General features: G+C 49.1%; 16 protein-coding genes and 4 tRNA genes. 16 read left to right on the top strand and 4 right to left on the bottom strand.

The window, feature by feature from the left end; all coding sequences use genetic code 11:
* Nucleotides 1-170: 170 nt before the first annotated feature.
* The 6 genes from lolB (at nucleotide 171) to ychF (ending at nucleotide 5,353) form a co-directional block, all read left to right on the top strand.
* Nucleotides 171-770: a lipoprotein insertase outer membrane protein LolB gene (lolB, locus tag N3Z11_RS16470; RefSeq protein WP_260658292.1), complete on the top strand. Its 600-nt coding sequence runs from the start codon at nucleotides 171-173 to the stop codon at nucleotides 768-770.
* Nucleotides 771-856: 86 nt separating this feature from the next.
* On the top strand, nucleotides 857-1,738 hold the full coding sequence (ispE, locus tag N3Z11_RS16465; RefSeq protein WP_260658302.1) for a 4-(cytidine 5'-diphospho)-2-C-methyl-D-erythritol kinase: 882 nt from the start codon (nucleotides 857-859) through the stop codon (nucleotides 1,736-1,738).
* 77 nt (nucleotides 1,739-1,815) lie between these two features.
* The gene (locus N3Z11_RS16460) at nucleotides 1,816-2,751 is read left to right on the top strand and encodes a ribose-phosphate pyrophosphokinase (RefSeq protein WP_409566875.1); all 936 of its coding nucleotides are present in this window, start codon (nucleotides 1,816-1,818) and stop codon (nucleotides 2,749-2,751) included.
* 204 nt (nucleotides 2,752-2,955) lie between these two features.
* Complete coding sequence (locus N3Z11_RS16455; RefSeq protein WP_260658290.1) at nucleotides 2,956-3,555, top strand: 50S ribosomal protein L25/general stress protein Ctc; 600 nt, start codon at nucleotides 2,956-2,958, stop codon at nucleotides 3,553-3,555.
* Nucleotides 3,556-3,557: 2 nt separating this feature from the next.
* On the top strand, nucleotides 3,558-4,151 hold the full coding sequence (gene pth / locus N3Z11_RS16450; RefSeq protein ID WP_260658289.1) for an aminoacyl-tRNA hydrolase: 594 nt from the start codon (nucleotides 3,558-3,560) through the stop codon (nucleotides 4,149-4,151).
* A 110-nt stretch (nucleotides 4,152-4,261) separates the two neighbouring features.
* Complete coding sequence (gene ychF, locus N3Z11_RS16445; protein ID WP_260658288.1) at nucleotides 4,262-5,353, top strand: redox-regulated ATPase YchF; 1,092 nt, start codon at nucleotides 4,262-4,264, stop codon at nucleotides 5,351-5,353.
* 367 nt (nucleotides 5,354-5,720) lie between these two features.
* Here the strand turns inward: ychF and N3Z11_RS16440 are convergent, their stop codons facing one another.
* Complete coding sequence (locus N3Z11_RS16440) at nucleotides 5,721-6,026, bottom strand: hypothetical protein (protein ID WP_260658287.1); 306 nt, start codon at nucleotides 6,024-6,026, stop codon at nucleotides 5,721-5,723.
* Between the two features lie 434 nt (nucleotides 6,027-6,460).
* Nucleotides 6,461-8,029, bottom strand: coding sequence for an oligopeptide:H+ symporter (locus N3Z11_RS16435; protein ID WP_260658286.1), 1,569 nt, complete (start codon nucleotides 8,027-8,029; stop codon nucleotides 6,461-6,463).
* A 315-nt stretch (nucleotides 8,030-8,344) separates the two neighbouring features.
* Between N3Z11_RS16435 and N3Z11_RS16430 the strand changes: the two genes are divergently transcribed.
* From N3Z11_RS16430 to N3Z11_RS16410, 5 genes are all read left to right on the top strand, one after another.
* Nucleotides 8,345-8,421 (top strand) — tRNA-Met (locus tag N3Z11_RS16430).
* A gap of 27 nt (nucleotides 8,422-8,448) precedes the next feature.
* Nucleotides 8,449-8,533: transfer RNA gene (locus N3Z11_RS16425), tRNA-Leu, on the top strand.
* Nucleotides 8,534-8,561: 28 nt separating this feature from the next.
* A tRNA-Gln gene (locus N3Z11_RS16420) sits at nucleotides 8,562-8,636 on the top strand.
* 58 nt (nucleotides 8,637-8,694) lie between these two features.
* Nucleotides 8,695-8,769 (top strand) — tRNA-Gln (locus N3Z11_RS16415).
* A gap of 95 nt (nucleotides 8,770-8,864) precedes the next feature.
* Complete coding sequence (locus tag N3Z11_RS16410) at nucleotides 8,865-9,479, top strand: hypothetical protein (RefSeq protein WP_260658285.1); 615 nt, start codon at nucleotides 8,865-8,867, stop codon at nucleotides 9,477-9,479.
* 87 nt (nucleotides 9,480-9,566) lie between these two features.
* Here N3Z11_RS16410 and N3Z11_RS16405 read toward each other — a convergent pair whose 3' ends face one another.
* The gene (locus N3Z11_RS16405) at nucleotides 9,567-10,781 is read right to left on the bottom strand and encodes an FAD-dependent oxidoreductase (protein ID WP_260658284.1); all 1,215 of its coding nucleotides are present in this window, start codon (nucleotides 10,779-10,781) and stop codon (nucleotides 9,567-9,569) included.
* Between the two features lie 163 nt (nucleotides 10,782-10,944).
* Between N3Z11_RS16405 and N3Z11_RS16400 the strand changes: the two genes are divergently transcribed.
* The 5 genes from N3Z11_RS16400 (at nucleotide 10,945) to N3Z11_RS16380 (ending at nucleotide 17,032) form a co-directional block, all read left to right on the top strand.
* Complete coding sequence (locus N3Z11_RS16400; RefSeq protein ID WP_260658283.1) at nucleotides 10,945-11,595, top strand: peroxiredoxin-like family protein; 651 nt, start codon at nucleotides 10,945-10,947, stop codon at nucleotides 11,593-11,595.
* 274 nt (nucleotides 11,596-11,869) lie between these two features.
* Nucleotides 11,870-12,760 carry an N-carbamoylputrescine amidase gene (gene aguB / locus N3Z11_RS16395; RefSeq protein ID WP_260658282.1) on the top strand — a complete coding sequence of 297 codons (891 nt, stop codon included), beginning with the start codon at nucleotides 11,870-11,872 and terminating at the stop codon, nucleotides 12,758-12,760.
* 123 nt (nucleotides 12,761-12,883) lie between these two features.
* Complete coding sequence (aguA, locus tag N3Z11_RS16390) at nucleotides 12,884-14,005, top strand: agmatine deiminase (RefSeq protein WP_260658281.1); 1,122 nt, start codon at nucleotides 12,884-12,886, stop codon at nucleotides 14,003-14,005.
* Between the two features lie 183 nt (nucleotides 14,006-14,188).
* A complete protein-coding gene (locus N3Z11_RS16385; RefSeq protein ID WP_260658280.1) occupies nucleotides 14,189-16,465 on the top strand; it encodes a S8 family serine peptidase in 2,277 nt (758 codons plus the stop codon).
* A gap of 15 nt (nucleotides 16,466-16,480) precedes the next feature.
* Nucleotides 16,481-17,032 carry a hypothetical protein gene (locus N3Z11_RS16380; RefSeq protein WP_260658279.1) on the top strand — a complete coding sequence of 184 codons (552 nt, stop codon included), beginning with the start codon at nucleotides 16,481-16,483 and terminating at the stop codon, nucleotides 17,030-17,032.
* 277 nt (nucleotides 17,033-17,309) lie between these two features.
* On the opposite strand, the gene N3Z11_RS16375 is transcribed toward N3Z11_RS16380, so the two are convergent.
* Nucleotides 17,310-19,130: a DUF885 family protein gene (locus tag N3Z11_RS16375; RefSeq protein ID WP_260658278.1), complete on the bottom strand. Its 1,821-nt coding sequence runs from the start codon at nucleotides 19,128-19,130 to the stop codon at nucleotides 17,310-17,312.
* Nucleotides 19,131-19,243 lie beyond the last annotated feature (113 nt).

The raw sequence follows: 19,243 nt of genomic DNA, 5'->3' as shown, positions 1-19,243 counted from the left end.
GGCGGGAAACCGAAGAAAGCGCGAATTGTACGAAAATACACAAGGCAAGAAAAGCCTTAACTGCATCAGGCCAGAGTGCAAGGCAACTAAAAAAGGCTACAGCATAACAACTCTGCCCATTTCAACCATAGACGCTGCAGTTGCAGCAGCAGACGCTGATAGGAAAAAACGTGATTTTTCAGACTAAAACCTGGTGCTTGCTGGCGCTGTTGTGGTTAACCGGCTGTGCCACAGTGCCTGCGGTAGTGGAAATGCCGCTACCAGCCAAAGAGCGGCAACAGAAACTGGCCAGCCTGACCCATTTTGAACTGACCGCCTCCTTAGGGGTAAAGGCCCCCAATGACAGTGTCAGTGGTAGTCTGAACTGGCAACAACAAGGCGCCTTTTACAGTGCTGATATGAACAACTTTATCGGCGTGAATATTTTTAAACTCCAAACCGACGCCAGCGGCGCCACAGTGCAGGTCAGCGGGGAAACCCATCAGGCGCAAAGTGCCGCAGTGCTGCTGGATTATTTATCCGGCTGGTCTTTACCTATTGCTGAAATGCCGCTCTGGCTTAAAGGCATGGCTGGCCAGCAAGGCAGTGATTTGCGCTGGGACCCGCTTGGCCGCTTAATCAGCTTTAGCCTGCTCGACAGCCAAAACCGGCGCTGGCAGGTCAGTTATCCGGAGTTTTTCCCTGATCAGCTGTCGTTACCCAAACGCATCACGCTGGAGTCCAAAGACACCCGATTAAAACTGGTGATCCGTCAGTGGAAAATGGTGTAAACCAGGACTTTGGCAGACAACCCGGCTGGCGATAACACAAAGCTCGCTATCAGAACAAAATAAAAAAGGAAAACCCGGCAGTGACAGTGCAGCAGCTCCGATTACCGGCCCCGGCCAAACTGAATTTGTTTTTACATATCACTGGCCGGCGCGCCGACGGTTATCACTTATTACAAACCTTGTTTCAGATGCTTGATAGCGGCGATGAACTGGAATTTAGCGCCAATCAGTCAGGCGAAATTCAACTGAGCTGTAACGACAAAAGTCTCGAAGGCGAAGACAATCTGATTTATCGCGCAGCGATGGCATTAAAACCTTATGCCGCAGCCAATGCCGGCGCTGAAATATTTTTAGATAAAAAATTGCCGATGGGCGGTGGTTTAGGCGGTGGTTCTTCCGATGCTGCCACCACTTTGCATGCGCTGAATAAACTCTGGCAGCTGAATTTATCTGTGGCTGAACTGGCCGTTATTGGCCTGAAGCTTGGCGCCGACGTGCCACTTTTTGTGGAAGGTTATACCGCTTTTGCCGAAGGTGTTGGTGAAAAACTGACGCCGGTTAACCTTCCTGAAAAAGTTTTTTTAGTTGTCACGCCAGCTTGCCATGTCAGCACTGTTGCCGTTTTTACTCATCCGGATTTAATCCGCAATAGCAAGGTCATCAGCAAAGCGGATGTACTAAACTCTTTTGGCGCTTCAAATGGCAATTGGTTGCGTAACTCAGACTGGCGAAACGACTGCCAGCCACTGGTTGAACGTCTCTACCCCATTGTTGCAATAACCTTACAGTGGTTGGTAGAATACGCGCCGTCTCGAATGACGGGCACTGGCGCCAGTTTATTCGCTGAATTCCCGGACGAAATCAGTGCTCGTCGAGCCCTTGCGAACTTACCCGCCAATTGCCGTGGATTTGTTGCGCGAGGGGTCAACCGGTCGCCGCTGCTGACCGCGTTGGAACATGCCGTATAACGAGAAGACGGGTGTGCTACCCGTCTGAAGATTTTAACCGGACTCAAAACCGCCCTGAGGATCCTACCGTGCCCGACATGAAGATATTCGCTGGTAATGCCGTACCAGAACTCGCCAAGAAAATTGCCAGCCGTTTGTATATCAAACTGGGCGACGCCGAAGTCGGCCGTTTCAGCGATGGAGAGGTCAGTGTGCAAATTAATGAAAACGTCCGTGGATCGGACGTTTTTATTATCCAGTCGACCTGCGCTCCAACCAACGACAATCTGATTGAACTTATTGTGATGGTAGACGCCCTGCGTCGTGCTTCTGCCGGCCGTATCACGGCTGTTATTCCTTATTTTGGTTATGCCCGTCAGGACCGCCGTGTGCGTTCTGCCCGTGTGCCTATCACCGCCAAAGTTGTGGCTGACTTCCTGTCGAGCGTGGGTGTTGACCGGGTATTAACAGTAGACCTGCATGCTGAACAAATTCAGGGTTTCTTTGATGTGCCGGTGGACAACGTGTTTGCTTCACCTGTGCTTTTGGAAGACATGCGTAAACGTGAATTCCAGGCCCCTGTGGTGGTTTCTCCGGATATCGGTGGTGTAGTGCGTGCCCGTGCTATTGCCAAACTGATGAACGATGCCGACTTAGCCATCATCGACAAACGCCGGCCAAAAGCCAACGTGGCTCAGGTGATGCACATCATCGGTGATGTCAGAGATCGCGACTGTATTATTGTTGATGACATGATCGACACCGGTGGCACCCTGTGTAAAGCTGCCGAAGCGTTAAAAGAACAAGGCGCCCGCCGTGTGTTTGCTTACGCCACCCACCCGGTATTCTCAGGCAATGCCGCACAAAATATTGCCAACTCAGTGATTGATGAACTGATAGTTACAGACACCATCCCGCTGAGCGCCGAAATGAAAGCAGTCAGCAAAGTAAAACAGCTGACGTTAAGCGAAATGATGGCGGAATGTATCCGCCGTATCAGCAACGAAGAATCTATCTCTTCAATGTTTGATTAATATTTTGCCCCGCCCTTTCCCACTGCAGTTGCAGCTTCAGCGGGAAGAGCAGAGAAAAGGCGCCAACCGGCGCCTTTTTTGTTTGCAGCTCCCCTGCCCCGGTGCTATTATGTCGCGCTTTTTTCCGCCGGATGGCGCCTGAAAAAAGCCTCATTCTGGTTTTCTGGTCGCGGAAACCAGAGCAATTCATTTTTGGAGATAAACATGTCTAACGCCATTTACACGTTAAATGCTGAAGTTCGTAACGACCTGGGGAAAGGTGCGAGCCGCCGCCTGCGTCACGCGGACAAAGTTCCGGCTATCATCTACGGTGGCGCTCAAGCCCCTGTATCTATCACGCTGGATCACTCTAAGCTGTTACAAGCTCAGGCTAACGAAGGTTTCTACACTCACATCCTGACTATCAACGTTGGCGGTGAAGAAGTGAAAGCAATCGTTAAAGCAATGCAACGTCACCCGTTCAAGCCAAAAGTAACTCACGTTGACTTCCAACGTGTTGAAGCTGGCCATGAACTGCACACTGTTGTTCCTGTACACTTCATCAACGAAGCTGCTGCAGCGAAAAAAGGTGGCATCGTTGCTCACCACATCAACGAAATCGCTATCACTGTTCTGCCACAAAACCTGCCTGAATTCATCGAAGTGGATTTAGCTGACGTTGCAGTTGGTACAACTCTGCACTTATCAGACCTGAAAGTTCCAGCCGGCGTAGTTATCGCTGAACTGGCTAAAGGTGCTGGCCATGACCAGGCTGTTGTTTCTGTAAACAAACCAGCTGGCAAAGCAGACGACGCTGCTGAGTAATAATGACGGAAGTCATTCAGCTGGTGGTGGGCCTGGGTAATCCGGGCCCCGAATACAGCAATACCCGTCACAACGCTGGTCAGTGGTTCGTTGAACAACTGGCCAGTCGTTTTAATACCTCTCTGAAAGCCGAAGCCAAATTTTTTGGCCTGACCGGTAAGTTTATATATCAGGGCCGGGAAATTAAATTACTGGTGCCCACAACCTATATGAACTTAAGCGGCAAAGCGGTGCTCGCTATGGCGCAGTTTTATAAAATTCCACCTGAAGCTATTCTGGTTGCGCATGATGAAATGGCACTGGAACCTGGCATTGCCAAGCTGAAACTCGGTGGTGGCCACGCCGGCCATAATGGCTTAAAAGATATAACCGCCAAATTTGGCAATAATCCGAATTTTTACCGCCTGCGGCTTGGCATTGGCCATCCGGGTCATAAAGACAAAGTCACAGGTTATGTGCTGGGCAAAGCGCCACAGCAAGAGCAAAAGCTGATCAACGACGCGCTGGACGAAAGCCTGCGCTGTTTTGAGCTTTGGCAACAGCAGGATCTGGTGAAAGCCCAGCACAGATTACATAGTTTTAAAGCCACGGTTTAGCTAATAGAGCTAACCTCTGGCACAGACTGATAGACACATACTGAAATGTACAATTTCAGTTCAGGTTCGTTTCGCAGGTTCGCCCTGTATTTTGTTCAAAGGATCATCTCATGGGTTTTAAATGTGGCATCGTTGGTTTACCAAACGTCGGTAAATCTACTTTATTCAACGCGTTGACCAAAGCAGGCATTGAAGCGGCCAACTTCCCGTTTTGTACCATTGAACCAAACACCGGCGTGGTACCCGTGCCGGATTTACGCCTGCAGCAGCTGGCTGAAATTGTCAATCCACAACGTATTCTGCCAACGACGATGGAATTTGTGGACATCGCAGGCCTGGTAAAAGGCGCTTCCAAAGGTGAAGGCCTGGGTAATAAATTTCTGGCAAATATCCGTGAAACCGACGCCATCGGCCATGTTGTACGTTGTTTTGACGATGAAAACATTATTCACGTTGCCGGTAAAATTGACCCGGCTGATGATATCGACACTATCAATATGGAACTGGTGCTGGCCGATATGGACAGCGCGGAAAAAGCGATTTTCCGTGTCAGCAAAAAAGCCAAAGCCGGTGACAAAGACGCTAAAGCTGAAATTGAAGTGCTGGAAAAAGTAAAAAAACATCTGGAAGAAGGCCTGACCTTACGTCAGCTGGATTTATCTGATGATGAAAAAGCGCTGATTTCCTACATGAATTTTTTAACCATTAAACCAACCATGTACATTGCCAACGTGCTGGAAGATGGTTTTGAAAATAACCCGCATTTAGATGTGGTACGCGAAATTGCCGCCAAAGAAGGCGCTATTGTGGTGCCGGTCTGCGCCGCTATTGAATCAGAAATTTCTGAGCTGGAAGACGACGAAAAAGCTGAATTTTTAGAGTCGATGGGCCTGGAAGAGCCTGGCTTAAACCGCGTGATCCGTGGCGGGTATTCGCTGCTGAACCTGCACACTTATTTCACCGCCGGTGTGAAAGAAGTGCGCGCCTGGACTATTCCGGTGGGCGCCACTGCGCCACAAGCTGCTGGTGTCATTCACACCGACTTTGAAAAAGGTTTTATCCGCGCTCAGGTAGTTTCATTTGATGACTTTATCGCCTGTAAAGGTGAAGCCGGCGCCAAAGAAGCCGGTAAACTGCGGGTTGAAGGCAAAACTTATGTCTGTAAAGACGGCGACGTAATGCACTTCCTGTTTAACGTTTAACACTCAGGTTGAACTTTATCCTTAAAAACCGGGCTTTTTAGTCCGGTTTTTTGCTATGTGAAGCCTGATAAAATCACAGTGCCTCAATGTTAAGTTTTTCGGCAAACTTAAAAGCTGTTCTTTTTTCCGCTATTGCACTGGAGCTTACGGCGAAGCTTGCGCTTGATGTCAAAAGTGATATGAGGCGGCAGAATTAGCGGCAGTAAGATAAAGGTGTGCAGTAAAGCAGTTGTTGCTTTGCTTCTACCTGAAACTAACATAGTTAGGCATCAACAAAGGTAGAGATGAACGATAAAAAAAATCAACAAGGCGGAAACAGCAGAAAAATCAACCGCCTGAATTCATAATTGTCAATTAATACAACCTGTTACTGGTTATCGGTAAATGACTTCAGTTGAGTTCTGGTGATGCGCGCTTTGGTTTTTTCCCGCTCCAGCTCCATCAACTCAGGTGTACGGCAAACTGTCTGTGGGATCAAAGTTCCAACGGGCTTTTCCCTGAAACAAACCACCAGTTCTTTTTTCGCCAGATTCTCATCCTGCTTCAGTGCTTTGTCCACAGATGCGTAATAGGCCGCATGTTTTTTATTCACCTGTTCCTGCGTATAATTGTTCGCACAACCGGCTGTCATACACAACACTGACACCACCACAAGTCCCTGCACTATTTTCATCATCTCACTCCTGTCATTGTATTTGAGACAAGCTCAGCCTATGCAACAACAAAGTAAAAGTAAAGGTGTGAAAATAAACAAATTGTTATCTTCTCTGTGTGAGTAACCAAATTTTTGCTGGTGCTGCAGTCAGAGTCACTGGTTCTGTCTATGGCAACAGTAAACACAAACATGATGCTCATACTCTGCAGTCGACGATAACGTATGAAAATATTGACCACAAGAACAGCCTGGGACTGTTTGCTTTATTGCAGGCGCTGCACTCTGTCTGTCACACCAAACCTATCCCACAGCAAGATCAGCCACTCCCATAGCCCGGTAGCCTTGATGAGCAGCATGACTCAGCTTAGATAAAGCCCTGCGGATAAAATAAACCCGGCATTAAAAGCCGGGTTTATGATGAGCGCTAAAGTTCCGGCAAAACCAGAACCCAATCACACCGCCCTGTAGTTATCCAGCATGGTGTAACTGCGGGCATAAAGTGCAAAAATCGCTGCAGCCAGCAGCGCAAAACCGGCAAAGAAAAACATTAAAAATGCGGTTTGCGACAAACCCGTGGCCGCTACATGCGACAACACAGCTTCACTACGAATGCTGTTATTAGCTAAAAGCACCCATAAGTTACCCACTGTGACCGACAGCTGCCAGAAGCTGGTGATGGTGCCTTTCATCGCGGCAGGCGCCTGGCTGTAAGCAAACTCCAGACCTGTGGCAGATACCAAAACTTCGCCAAAAGTTAAAAGTGCATAAGGCAACACCTGCCAGACAATAGACATTACAGTGCCACCGTCCATCGCCAGTTGCACTGAACCAATCACAATCCAGCTTAACCCCGCAAAGGCAATACCAGCGCCCATGCGACGTAGCGCAGTAATACGCACACCACAACGCTCCAACAGCGGAAACAAAACAATATGGTTAAATGGGATTAGCAGCATCACCAGCAGCGGGTTTAGCGCCTGCATCATGGCAGGTTCGAACCAGTGTGGTTTGCTCATCTCATTGGCCTGCAGGATCCAGGTTGAGGCTTTTTGATCAAACAAAGACCAGAATGGTGTCACCAACGCAAATAAAATTAAAATACGCAGTACGGAGCGCACACCATCAACAGCGATATCCGGATGGACCCCACGCGCCCTTTCCAACTGAATAGCGGCACCGGCACCACCAAAGCCCATCAACAGCACTAAAGCTAAACAAAAAGCGGCCACAAAACCTAAAGTTGGGGTTTGGCTTAAACTAAACAGCGCTAAAGCAACGCCCACTAACGCCAGATATAAACCGCCATCCGCCTTGCCTTGTTGTTTTGACAACAAGGCAGTTTTCACCACTTTTAAAAAACTATGGGGGTCCTTCGGCTCAGGCGCTACATGCACATAACGCTTACGGCCGAGCCAGAAAAATAACGTAGCAAGCGCCATCAGCCCCCCAGGAATACCAAAAGCAATAGCAGCCCCAAAGTGCTTCAGTGTCAACGGCATCAGTAAAGACGCAAAAAAGGATCCGAAGTTAATAGTGAAATAGAAGATATCAAAGGCTTTTTGGGCAAGTACCTTATTACTCTGATCAAACTGGTCACCCATAAAAGCTGAAACCAGAGGTTTAATACCACCCGAGCCCAGCGCTATTAAAAATAACCCGGTATAAAAACCTTCTTTACTGGTTTCGAACAAAGCCAAAAATAAATGACCAATCACATAAACAATACTCAGCCACAGGATGGTGTTGTATTTACCCAGATAACGGTCTGCTAACCATCCACCTAATAAAGGAAAAAAATACACCCCTATCACAAAGGAGTGAAATACATCTTTGGCTTCGCCTGCTCTTAAATGCTCAGGTACAGCAAGCAGCAAAGCTGTCATTAAAAACGGCGTTAAAATATTGCGCATGCCATAAAAGCTAAAACGCTCACAGGCTTCACTGGCAATAATATAAGGCAACTGTTTAGGCCAGCGCGGGCTGGTTGTTGTATTTGCGGTTTGAGTTGTCGGGCTCGACATGAAATCTCCTGTAATATTTTTTTATGCCTTGGCATAAATAGCAGTCTTGGCTGCAGTCGGAGCGCGGTATTTGCCTACGCGGGGTGGCATCAGCCTACGCATGAATGGCGATACTAACGGAATTTCAAACTAAACCCCAGCCTAAAGCAGGCTAAGCCCATGGAATTTGGGGTAAAACTGGCTAAGCCGCAGCCAATCTGCATAGAAAAACAGCAAACAAACTGAATTCGCTTTATTGCGGCAAAAAATGGGTTGACGTTAAAAACGCATCTGAGCATAATACGCGCCACTTGCTTAGGACAACTAAGACACAGTGGCTACATAGCTCAGCTGGTTAGAGCACAGCACTCATAATGCTGGGGTCGCAGGTTCGATTCCCGCTGTAGCCACCACTTTCTCTGCGTTGTTCGCCGTAAATTGCGGAAATGGCGAAATTGGTAGACGCACTGGATTTAGGTTCCAGCGCCGCGAGGCGTGAGAGTTCGAGTCTCTCTTTCCGCACCAAAGCAAGTAAGAATTCTGCAGTTTCTGCAGGGGTATAGCCAAGCGGTAAGGCAGCGGGTTTTGATCCCGCCATTCTGGGGTTCGAATCCCTGTACCCCTGCCATTAAATTTAGTGGCAGTATGGTCATCAGTTCATACAATTAGCGCCACAAAATTTCTGCAGGGGTATAGCCAAGCGGTAAGGCAGCGGGTTTTGATCCCGCCATTCTGGGGTTCGAATCCCTGTACCCCTGCCATTCTTTGATAACCCATCTTCGGCTGGGTTTTCTTTTTTCTGCGTTATAAAAAATCCACTGGCGCCCTTTGTTGCAAGGCGCATGCTGCAAGCTATATGCTAAAACCCTATGCTGCACTGCGCAGTTCAGTTGCCACAGGCCATCTTATGCCCTCACCCCAAACCACAGGCAAAACCAAAGACAAAATATCAGTAGCCACAGGCCGCAGTCTGCAAAGCTGGTTTGAATTTTTAACTACACACCAGGCAACAACGCTTTCTCATACAGACATCGCGGCTTTATTAAAAACCCAGCCTGGAGTGTCCGATTGGTGGGCACAGCAGCTGACCGTGAAGTTTGAGCAGCATCTTGGCAAGCGCTTGCCCGGTCAGGACTGCAGTGGCCAATTTAAGTTATCGGTGAATAAAACCCTGCCAGGCGGGCTTGATGAAGCGCTGGCACTCTGGCTTGCGGCTGTTGCGGGCATACAAAGTTTTAATCAGGTGCCGTTAAAAGCGCAGCCCAGAGTGAGTCAGACCGAAAAGTGGCGGTATTGGCGCTGTGAACTTGCTGACGGCTCACGTCTGGCGCTGCACATTCAGCAAAAAACCACTGATAAAGTGGCTTTGTCGTTACAACATGAGCAGCTCAGTACAGCGGAAGCGCTGGAACACTGGCGCAGTTTCTGGAAAGCAGAGCTTCCGCTGTTGCTAAACCGCTCCGGCAGTTAAATAGCTGCCTTGCACGGTTCAGGTTTTTACAAACCGGGCTTGCGGGACTAACGTTGTTGCTGATCTGCACTGAGGCCATAAAGCTTGTTAGTCTTTAAGCCCCGCCGCATAAGCGCCCACCCAGGCTTTGAGCGGGCCGGCTTTGGCCGCTGCAGTTAACCCCAATTTTCGCGCCAGCCTGAGCACAGGCCAGCGGCTACTAAACAGCTGATAAAAGCCATCCATCGCCGACATCATCAATAAATTGGCTTTTTTACGTTGTTGCCAATACTGCTGCAACAGCTCGCTATCGGCTAAATCACGCCCTTCGGCCAGCGCTTGCAGCACCAGCTCAGCGAGTAAAGCTGCGTCGGCAAAACCCAGGTTCACGCCCTGCCCGGCCAGCGGATTAATGCTATGGGCAGCATCGCCCACCAACACCACCCGCCCTTGCCAATAACGATTGGCATGCATTCGGGTCAATGGGAACCAGCCTTGTTGTTTGACGGTTATTTTGCCAAGTTTGGCCGGGAAGCTTTGCTGAATTTCTGCCGCAAGCTGCGCCGCCGGTAATTGCGCCAGCGCTTTTACTTTGGCTAAATCGTCATACCAAACCAAAGACGCCTGTGCGCCAGGCAGTGGCAAAAAGGCTCTTGGCCCTTGTTCGGTAAATTGCTGCCAGGTGATGTCTTGCTGCGGATATTCAGTCGCCACAGTGGCCACCAGGCAAGCCTGCTGATATTGCCAGCCATTGTGACCAATACCGGCAAGAGTGCGAAGCTGCGACTGAGCACCGTCGGCCGCTATCAGTAACCGGCCAGAAATTTCGCCAAATTCCGCTGTACTGACCGACGCATAACCAGCAACCTCGCTCTGCTGCGATAAAGCTGTGACAGTGGCCGGACAAAACAACGTAATAAATTCATTAAACTGTTGCCACATAGCCCTTTGCAGGCTGATGTTTTCAATAATATGACCAAGATAAGGCTGATTCAACTCACTTGCAGTAAATGTCAGCCCCTGGTTCTGCGGCTCGCTGTCGCCTTCAAACGCCTGTAATGCCCGGTAAGGGCATAAGCGGGTGGCAGGCAAATGTTGCCAGACACCGATATCCTGCAGCCATTGTTCACTGCGTCTGTTAATGGCACTAACCCGTAAATCTATCGGTGGCTCTGTTGGATCTGCAGCATCTGCTTGCATCGAACTTAGCGGCGTTTTTTCAATGACTGCCACCTGCAAACCGGCCTGACTAAATCTGAGCGCTAACGAAGCGCCCACCATGCCGCCGCCAACAATCAGAATATCAAACAGTTTTTTTGTCATGCCCCTGCATCCCGGCTGCTTGTTGTTTGCGGCTTATTCTACCTGAGAATAAGCTGCCTGCCCTGCGCCAGATCAGCAAAGCCAGTATTTTTTTAAATGCATGAAAGAAATGCCCGCTATCACCGGTTTATCTTGTTACTTAACTATTCACAAGGACTGCCTGATGTATTATCCAACCAAAGCATTGCTGCTGATTGCCACTTTATTATTTGCGCTGAATGCTACTGCAAACACAACAGTGTCGGCTGTTGCTGATAGCCCACAAACAGTTCGACCTTTGCTCAATGGCATGACAGCGCCAGCAGTCACTTTGTTAGATCAACAAGGTAAAGAAGTGCAATTGTTGACTGAACTTGGCAAAAAACCAACGGTGCTGGTGTTTTACCGTGGCGGCTGGTGCCCTTATTGCAATGCACAGCTGGCCGCTCTTCGCGACATAGAGCCCAAACTTCAGGCTTTGGGTTATCAATTAATTGCCATTAGCCCACAAGCACCTAAAGCAGTGGCGCAAAGTCAGCAGATCACCAAAGGCGCGGCGCTGAATTACTCTTTATTGTCTGATCAGCCCTTGCATGTCGCCCGTGCTTTTGGCCTGGCTTATTATCTGGATGATAAAACCACAGCTTTATATAAAGGCAGTTACGGTATTGAGCTGACCTACGACAACACAGGTAAAGCAGTGCTGCCGGTGCCTGCGGTGTATATTCTGAATTCCAAAGCCGAAGTGCAGTTTAGTTATGTGCATATCAACTATAAAACCAGGCTGGAACCTGAATTGTTATTGCTGGCCGCCAAACTAGCGGCAAGCCGCTGAAGCAAAGTTAAAAAGCGCTGCTAAAAACGCATATAAAAACCATCTTTATTCGGTTATTCAGCATATTCATGCCGGGCTGATGCAGCGCTTTTGCCCATTCTCTCCGGGCAGGAAAAATGCGTTGACGGCCGGTGAAAAATCCGGCATTTTGCGCGCCCAAATCACATTTGCTCAGCCAGAGCAGTGCTTGTTGATGTTGCTTTTGTTTTGCGCCACAAAGCACAACTGGCTACAGTAAGATGTCCTTTTTTATTTTGGCTTGGAGAACCTTTGCATGCGTAATGTAACAGTTGCCGCTACCCAGATGGTGGGTGGCTGGAATGTGGAAGAAAATATTGCCCGTGGGGAAAAACTGGTACGTCAGGCTGCTGCCCAGGGTGCACAGGTTATCCTGCTGCAGGAGTTATTTGAGCGTAACTACTTCTGCCAAAAGCAAAAACCAGAATATCTTGAATTTGCAACTCCGCTGGAAAATAACGCTGCAGTTGCACATTTCACTAAAATTGCCAAAGAACTGAATGTGGTGCTGCCGATTAGTTTTTACGAGCGCGCCGGCAACTGCCTGTATAACAGCGTGGCGGTTATTGACGCCGACGGCTCTTACCTTGGCACTTATCGCAAAAGCCATATTCCGGATGGCCCTGGTTACAGCGAAAAATACTATTTCACACCGGGCGACACCGGCTTTAAAGTCTGGGATACCGCTTATGCCAAAATTGGTATTGGTATTTGCTGGGATCAGTGGTTCCCAGAGTGTGCCCGTACTATGGCATTAATGGGCGCTGAGCTGCTGTTTTACCCAACCGCCATTGGCAGTGAACCGCATGACGCCACTATTTCATCACGCGACCACTGGCAGCGCACCCAGCAAGGCCATGCCGCCGCTAACCTGGTGCCACTGATTGCATCTAACCGTATTGGCACTGAAACAGAACAGGATTTTTCTATTACGTTCTATGGCAGCAGTTTTATTGCTGACCAGTTTGGTGCCAAGGTACAGGAAGCCGATGAAGTGAGCGAAGCTGTGCTGGTCCACACTTTTGACTTAGACGAGCTGGCGCATATCCGCCGCAGCTGGGGTGTGTTCCGTGACCGCCGTATCGACATTTTTGATACCCTGCTGACCAAAGATGGCAAAACCAAGCCAAAAAACAGCAACGAATAAGGCATTTAGCGGGTAAAACCCTCGCCTTCACAGTCAATCGCATCAGGCCGGAATTTTCTGGCCTGAGTATTTTTCAGCAGTCATCTTTAGTCCAGAACCCTGGACCAGCATAAGGATCCTGACGTGAGCGGATTTATTTCAGATCGTACCTTACCAAGCACCCCAAGAGCAGACGGTTTTTATATGCCGGCCGAATGGGCAAGCCACAAACAAACCTGGCTGGTATGGCCGGAGCGCACCGACAACTGGCGCTTAGGCGCTAAGCCGGCACAACAGGCATTTTGTGCGGTCATTCGTGCTATCGCCCGTTTTGAACCTGTCACAGTCATGGCCTCGGCAAAACAGTTTGCCAACGCCCAGGCCCAGCTGGCGATGGAGCCCACCAATCATCCAATCCGTGTCATCGAAGTGTCAACCGACGACGCCTGGTGCCGTGACACAGGCCCAACTTTTGTCACCAACGGTAAAGAAGTGCGTGGTGTCGACTGGACCTTTAATGCCTGGGGCGGCCTGAACGGCGGTTTATACTTCCCTTGGGATAAAGACGATCAGGTAGCGCAGAAGGTGCTGAATGTGGAAGGCCTGGCACGTTACCGCACTGAAGGTTTTGTGCTGGAAGGTGGCGCTATTCATACCGACGGTGAAGGTACTTTGTTAACCACCGCCGAGTGTTTACTCAATAAAAACCGCAACCCGGATTTAACCAAAACACAAATTGAACAAAAGCTCAGTGATTATCTGGGCATCGACAAAGTGATTTGGCTGGAAGACGGCATTTTTAACGACGAAACCGATGGCCATGTTGACAACATGTGTTGTTTTGTCCGCCCGGGCGAAGTACTGCTGGCCTGGACAGACGATGAATCTGACCCACAATACGCCCGCTCTAAAGCGGCGCTGGAAGTACTGGAAAACAGCACTGACGCCAAAGGCCGTAAGTTTATTATTCATAAACTGCCAGTGCCTGGCCCGTTATTGGCCAAAGCCGAAGAGTACGCATCGGTGGATTTAACAGGCGCTGCCACGCCAAGAGAAGCAGAAGCCCGGTTAGCCGGCTCTTACATTAACTTTTATTTATGTAACGGCGGCCTGGTGTTACCAACCTTTGACGATCCGATGGACCAGGTTGCGGTTGAGATCTTAAGCAAGGTATTTCCACAGCATCAGGTGGTGACAGTGCCTGGCCGGGAAATTCTGCTCGGTGGTGGTAATGTGCACTGCATTACCCAGCAGCAGCCTGCTTAAAAACAGCAATTTCACGTTAAATTGCAATCAAAACGTAAAAAAGCACCTGACCGGTGCTTTTTTTGTTTATTTTTTAGTCACTCAATTTAGGTTTTTTTATTAAAAAATAGTAAATACCCTGAGCAAAATGTTAGCATCGGATGCGCTTTATTTTTTAGTGACAATAAATATCAGGGAATCATCATGCTTCAACTTAAAAGAACGCTTATCTCTGCATCAGTGCTGATTGCACTGACTGCGTGTGGCGGTAGTGACAGTAAAAATACAGCTCCGCAAGTCAAAAGTGAAAGTTTTGCCGGCGGTTTAGTTTGGGTGCCAATTACCGGCAAATTAGTGGCCAGTGATGTCGACGGTGATCCGATGACTATCACTAAAATCACCGAAGACGGTGTTGCTATCACACCTAAAAATGGCGTGTACGCGTTAAAAAACGGCAACCTGGTGTTAACAGGTCCTGAATTCAGCTACACAGCGTTAAAACCAGGCGCCACAGTGTTTAGCTACACAGTGTCTGACGGTAAAGAAAGCAGCACAGGCAAAATCCAGATCGGCGCCTCAAAAACAGATCCGCTGGCGGATCAACAATGGCACTTACGCAACACAGGCCAAAAAGCCTATGCCATGAGCGACAGCCTGGTTGAACAGTATTCGTTACAGTTGCAACGCATTCTGGGCTGGAGCAAAGAAGATGCTGACGCGCGCGCGGCAAAACGTATCGACCCTTCAGTGTTAAAACCAAACGAAGATATGAACGTACTGGGCGCTTATGCTTTAGGCGCGACCGGCAAAAACACTATTGCTGTTGTTGTTGACAGCGGCCTGGAAATTAACCACGAAGATTTGGCGGCCAACGTATTACCAAACCGCTCATTAAATCTGGTGAAAGGTGCGGCAGATCCAACCAACCCAACCAGTATGGCCACAGGTGGCGACCACGGTACCAGTGTTGCCGGTTTAATTGCCGCAACGGGCTGGAACGGTCTGGGTGGTCGTGGTGTAGCACCTGATGCCCAGCTGATTGGTATGAACTATCTGGCATCTCAGGGTGCCCGCAGCACACTGTTAATTCACGGTCACCCGGGCAGTGGCATCGGTATCGACGAACCAGTTGCTGTATTTAACCGCAGCTACGGTACTACAGTGCCTGCCGCTATTGCTTACAGCGAACAGTCTGAATTGATCCAGGCCTACAGCGCCAAAGTGCTGCGCGCCGGTAAAGGTGTTGTTAACGTTAAAGCTGCCGGTAACTCATTCCTGGACGGCAACGAATATGATGCTGACTTGTGTTGGGACAACGGCGCCAATGCACTGGGCTTAACCTGTTACAACGGTGCTTTAGAGCCAAGCCAGAACACGCCTTATTACATGACAGTTGCCGCGGTAAATTCTGATGGCCGTCATACCAGTTATTCTACCGCCGGTGCCAACCTGTTAGTGTCTGCCCCTGCCGGTGAATACGGTACTTTCGCCCCGGCCATGGTGACCACAGATCAAATGACCTGTTTACGCGGTTACAGCAGCTTTACCGGTGTGGATAACTACGATAAAGCTTACTGGCCAGGCTTTTTTGCCGGTTATTTCCCGTTTAATAACCCAGGCCATGAAGACAACACCAGCTGTAACTACACTTCAACCTTTAACGGTACTTCATCAGCAGCGCCAAATGCTTCTGGTGTGGTTAGCCTGATGCTGTCAGCCAATCCGAACCTGAGCTACCGTGATGTGCGCGACATTCTGGTACAAACCAGTACCAAAGTGGATGCTGCCAACAAAGCAGTGACGCTGAAAACAGCCGATGGCGACTTTGTTGCCCATCAGGGTTGGGTGAAAAACAAAGCCGGTTATGAATTTAACAACAACTACGGTTTTGGTCGTGTTGATGCAGGCAAAGCTGTTGCTTTAGCAAAACAACACAAAGCGTTACCAGCGGAAAAAGTATCAGCATGGAAAGGCTTAGGCGTTTATGCTGCTGATAAACAAGCGCTGGCACTGGAAGTTCCAGACAACAGCGTCGCCGGTGCAGAGCTGAGCATTGAAGTAGCGGACGATATCAAACTCGAAGGTGCTCAGTTTAAATTCAGCATCAGCAACCCGGAATACAGCTACGGTTTTGAAACTGCAGACGGTGTATTCCAGACCACTGCCGGTATCGACTTAGCGATTGAAGTGACTTCACCTGCCGGAACCCGCAGTGTGCTGTTGTCGTCTAAACAAGCACTGATTTATCCGGCATTAAACCCGGATTTCTCTGATAACCCGGGTTATCTGCTCAAAGACACAGTGCTGTTAAGCAATGCGTTTTATGGTGAATCAGCCAAAGGTACCTGGAAAATCCGTGTACTGGACGTCAACGGTACTGACTACGCTTCTGCGGGCGGTCTGCTGGAAGTTGATGGTTATATGAATAACAGCGAAGCCTCTCAGGTTGAAGGTGTAGCACTGCGTGTCTTTGGTCACTAAGTCGAGGAATAAACGATGAATACAAAATTATCTGCTTTGGCACTGCTAATCACCGCCATGGCTTTGCCAGCGACCGCGACTGAACAGGACAAAGAGTTGCGTCAACTGACCAAACAAGCTGAACAAACTCAGCCTGCGACCAAAAAAGCCCTGCGTGGCTCTATTTATGAAGTTCAGCCTGAACTGCGGGTTGTGGCAGCCGAAACAGCGCAGTCTGCTGATGTGGTTGCCAGCTTTGGTGAACAGGTGATTGTGCGCAGTGTGAGCCCACAAATCCAGTACAGCACTGAAATAGTGCCTGGTACTGTGGTGAAAAACCGCATGACAGGTGAATTTGGTCATTACAGTGGTATTGTCAGCGTATTGTTAAAAGATGCCTCTCAACTTGCCCAACTGCAAAAAGAGTTTGATTTAACTCTGGTGCAAAGTGCAGGTGATGAGCGTCTGGTGTTGTTACAAGCCAAAGCCAATACCAACCTGATGAAACTGAAAAAAGCGCTGGCTGAATCTGCCCTGGTGCAGGAAGTTCAGCTGGATCTGATTGAAAAACGCGACGTTGCTTATTAATCAGCAGCACTGCTTTTCAGGCAGAACAAGCCTCCGCTAAGCGGATGCTTGTGAATAAACAAAAAAACGACGCCAAGGCGTCGTTTTTTTATATTGCCAACCGCAGGCTATTTTGGACGCCCATTTGCACGCGAATTAGCCTCGGTGTGAAATAGCCTTGTTGTAAATAGCCTTGTTGTAAATAGCCTTGTTGCGAAATGGCCTGTAGTGACGTCGTTTTGTTGCATGCTCAACATAACAAAGCCCCGCCGACTGGCAGGGCTTGTGCTTTGACAACTCAGGCTGCTACACCTTGTTTGGTTGTCTGAATATATTGCTCCACCACCCGCTCCAGTATGGCGATAGGCATAGCACCGTTTTTCAGCACGACATCGTGAAAATCAGTCAGCTTAAATTGTGGCCCCAGTTGCTGCTTGGCTTTTTCGCGTAATTCGACAATTTTCAACATGCCAATTTTATAAGCACAGGCCTGTCCCGGCATCACAATATAACGCTCAACTTCGGCCTGTACATCGGAGGCTGCCAGCCCTGAGTTGCTGCTCATATAGGCAATAGCCTGCTCGCGCGTCCAGCGTTTATGGTGAATACCGGTATCGACCACTAAGCGGATAGCGCGGAATAACTCCGCCTGCAAACGGCCTAAATCGCCATAAGGGTCATTTTCATACAAACCCAGCTCTGCCATCAGTTTTTCGGTATAGAGCGCCCAGCCTTCGGAATAAACCGTAAAAGGCAGAATTTTGCGAAAGGTGGGTAACCCCTGCAGTTCCTGCTGAATGGCAATCTGGAAATGATGGCCCGGAATGCCTTCATGCACCGCCAGGGTTTTCATGCCAAATTTGGGTGTGGCCCGCACGTCATACAAATTGGCGTAAAACACCCCCGGACGTGAACCATCCATCGCCGGTGCATTGTAATAAGCACCGGGCGCAGTTTTTTCACTAAATTCCGGCACACGTTTTACATCCATCTCGGCTTTGGGTCTGATGTTAAAAGCAGGTTCTAACCGGGTATTAATATCAACCAGCAGGGTTTTATAGTCGGCCAGAATTTGCTGGCGGGCTTCCACAGTGTCCGGATATAAAAACTGCGCGTCATCACCCAGCGCTGTCATCATCGCAGCTACAGAGTCGCCGCTGTGGCCTTGCGCCGTTAATATCTGCTGCATTTGAGCCTGAATACGGGCTACTTCAGAAAGGCCCAGCTGATGGATTTGCTCTGGCGTGAGATCAGTGGTGGTATGCTGCTTTAACATATAAGCGTAATAGGCCTCACCATCGGGTAACTTCCAGACACCATCCTCGGTGCTGCTTTGTGCCAATAAGGTTTGTAAATAACTGCTGAGCTCCTGATAGGCAGGCTTCACAGATTGTTGCACAGCCTCGCCCACCTGCTGTTTCAGCTGGCTGGCCGTGTTGGCATCAATGCTATTGAGCTCACTGACTTTATCGGCAAAATGTTTATATAACAGCTGGTCTTCCAGCTTGCCTGCGGTAAAACCTTCTATTTCGGCCAGTACTTTTTCCAGCACAAAACGCGGCGGGATCACGCCTTTATCAGCGCGGATTTTTAAATCTTCCACCACCTGACTAAACACACGCCGGAACTGGTTTAACCGGCTGATATAGTGTTCAGCGTCGGTGAGATCCGCCAGCGGATGGCTGCTGACCATAAATTTCGGTAAGTTGCTTTGAATACCAAACAGCTGATTGACCGGATAACTGTGATAACGCCAGCGCTCGCCTTCACTGCTGTGCGCCATAAACCACTCCAGCATGTCGTAGTTGAGCCGCTCGGCTTCTGACATCGCAGTTCTGTCATAACTGCGCAGTGTGGCTAGGTCGGTTTTCATTTTGGCAAACTGCTGATCAGCCGCCTGCTGACTGCGATCGTCCAGCTCAGCATTGTGCGAGCGAAGGCCAAAAGACTCCAGTAACCTCAGTTGGGTCAGCAGCTCTGGGCTGGTGAGGCCAAATTCCAGAAATACCCTTTCATAAAATACCCGGCTGGAAAAGGGTTTAAACCAGACCGCATTCACCACCAATACCGCTGCCGCCAGCAGCAGTACCCCAAAAATTCTTAATAACCACTTTGCCATTTTCCCCTCCGTTTTTATTTTTATAAAACATAGCTTTACTCATTTATGCCCCTGGCTGTCAATGACAAAACGCCGGCACTGGTCTAAACAGCTACTGTTGCGAACATAACTTT

It is taken from the genome of Rheinheimera sp. 4Y26 (genome assembly GCF_025245835.1).
In the GTDB taxonomy this organism is placed as follows: domain Bacteria; phylum Pseudomonadota; class Gammaproteobacteria; order Enterobacterales; family Alteromonadaceae; genus Pararheinheimera.
This window is presented reverse-complemented; position numbering and strand designations above follow the sequence as displayed.

Excerpts from the sequence above, each read along its gene's own strand:
- N3Z11_RS16460 (WP_409566875.1), top strand. The coding sequence starts at position 1,816 with ATGAAGATATTCGCTGGTAATGCCGTACCAGAACTCGCCAAGAAAATT.
- N3Z11_RS16435 (WP_260658286.1), bottom strand. The coding sequence starts at position 8,029 with ATGTCGAGCCCGACAACTCAAACCGCAAATACAACAACCAGCCCGCGC.
- N3Z11_RS16385 (WP_260658280.1), top strand. The coding sequence starts at position 14,189 with ATGCTTCAACTTAAAAGAACGCTTATCTCTGCATCAGTGCTGATTGCA.
- N3Z11_RS16375 (WP_260658278.1), bottom strand. The coding sequence starts at position 19,130 with ATGGCAAAGTGGTTATTAAGAATTTTTGGGGTACTGCTGCTGGCGGCA.
- N3Z11_RS16400 (WP_260658283.1), top strand. The coding sequence starts at position 10,945 with ATGTATTATCCAACCAAAGCATTGCTGCTGATTGCCACTTTATTATTT.
- pth (WP_260658289.1), top strand. The coding sequence starts at position 3,558 with ATGACGGAAGTCATTCAGCTGGTGGTGGGCCTGGGTAATCCGGGCCCC.
- N3Z11_RS16405 (WP_260658284.1), bottom strand. The coding sequence starts at position 10,781 with ATGACAAAAAAACTGTTTGATATTCTGATTGTTGGCGGCGGCATGGTG.
- aguB (WP_260658282.1), top strand. The coding sequence starts at position 11,870 with ATGCGTAATGTAACAGTTGCCGCTACCCAGATGGTGGGTGGCTGGAAT.
- N3Z11_RS16455 (WP_260658290.1), top strand. The coding sequence starts at position 2,956 with ATGTCTAACGCCATTTACACGTTAAATGCTGAAGTTCGTAACGACCTG.
- ychF (WP_260658288.1), top strand. The coding sequence starts at position 4,262 with ATGGGTTTTAAATGTGGCATCGTTGGTTTACCAAACGTCGGTAAATCT.
- N3Z11_RS16410 (WP_260658285.1), top strand. The coding sequence starts at position 8,865 with ATGCTAAAACCCTATGCTGCACTGCGCAGTTCAGTTGCCACAGGCCAT.
- N3Z11_RS16440 (WP_260658287.1), bottom strand. The coding sequence starts at position 6,026 with ATGAAAATAGTGCAGGGACTTGTGGTGGTGTCAGTGTTGTGTATGACA.
- N3Z11_RS16380 (WP_260658279.1), top strand. The coding sequence starts at position 16,481 with ATGAATACAAAATTATCTGCTTTGGCACTGCTAATCACCGCCATGGCT.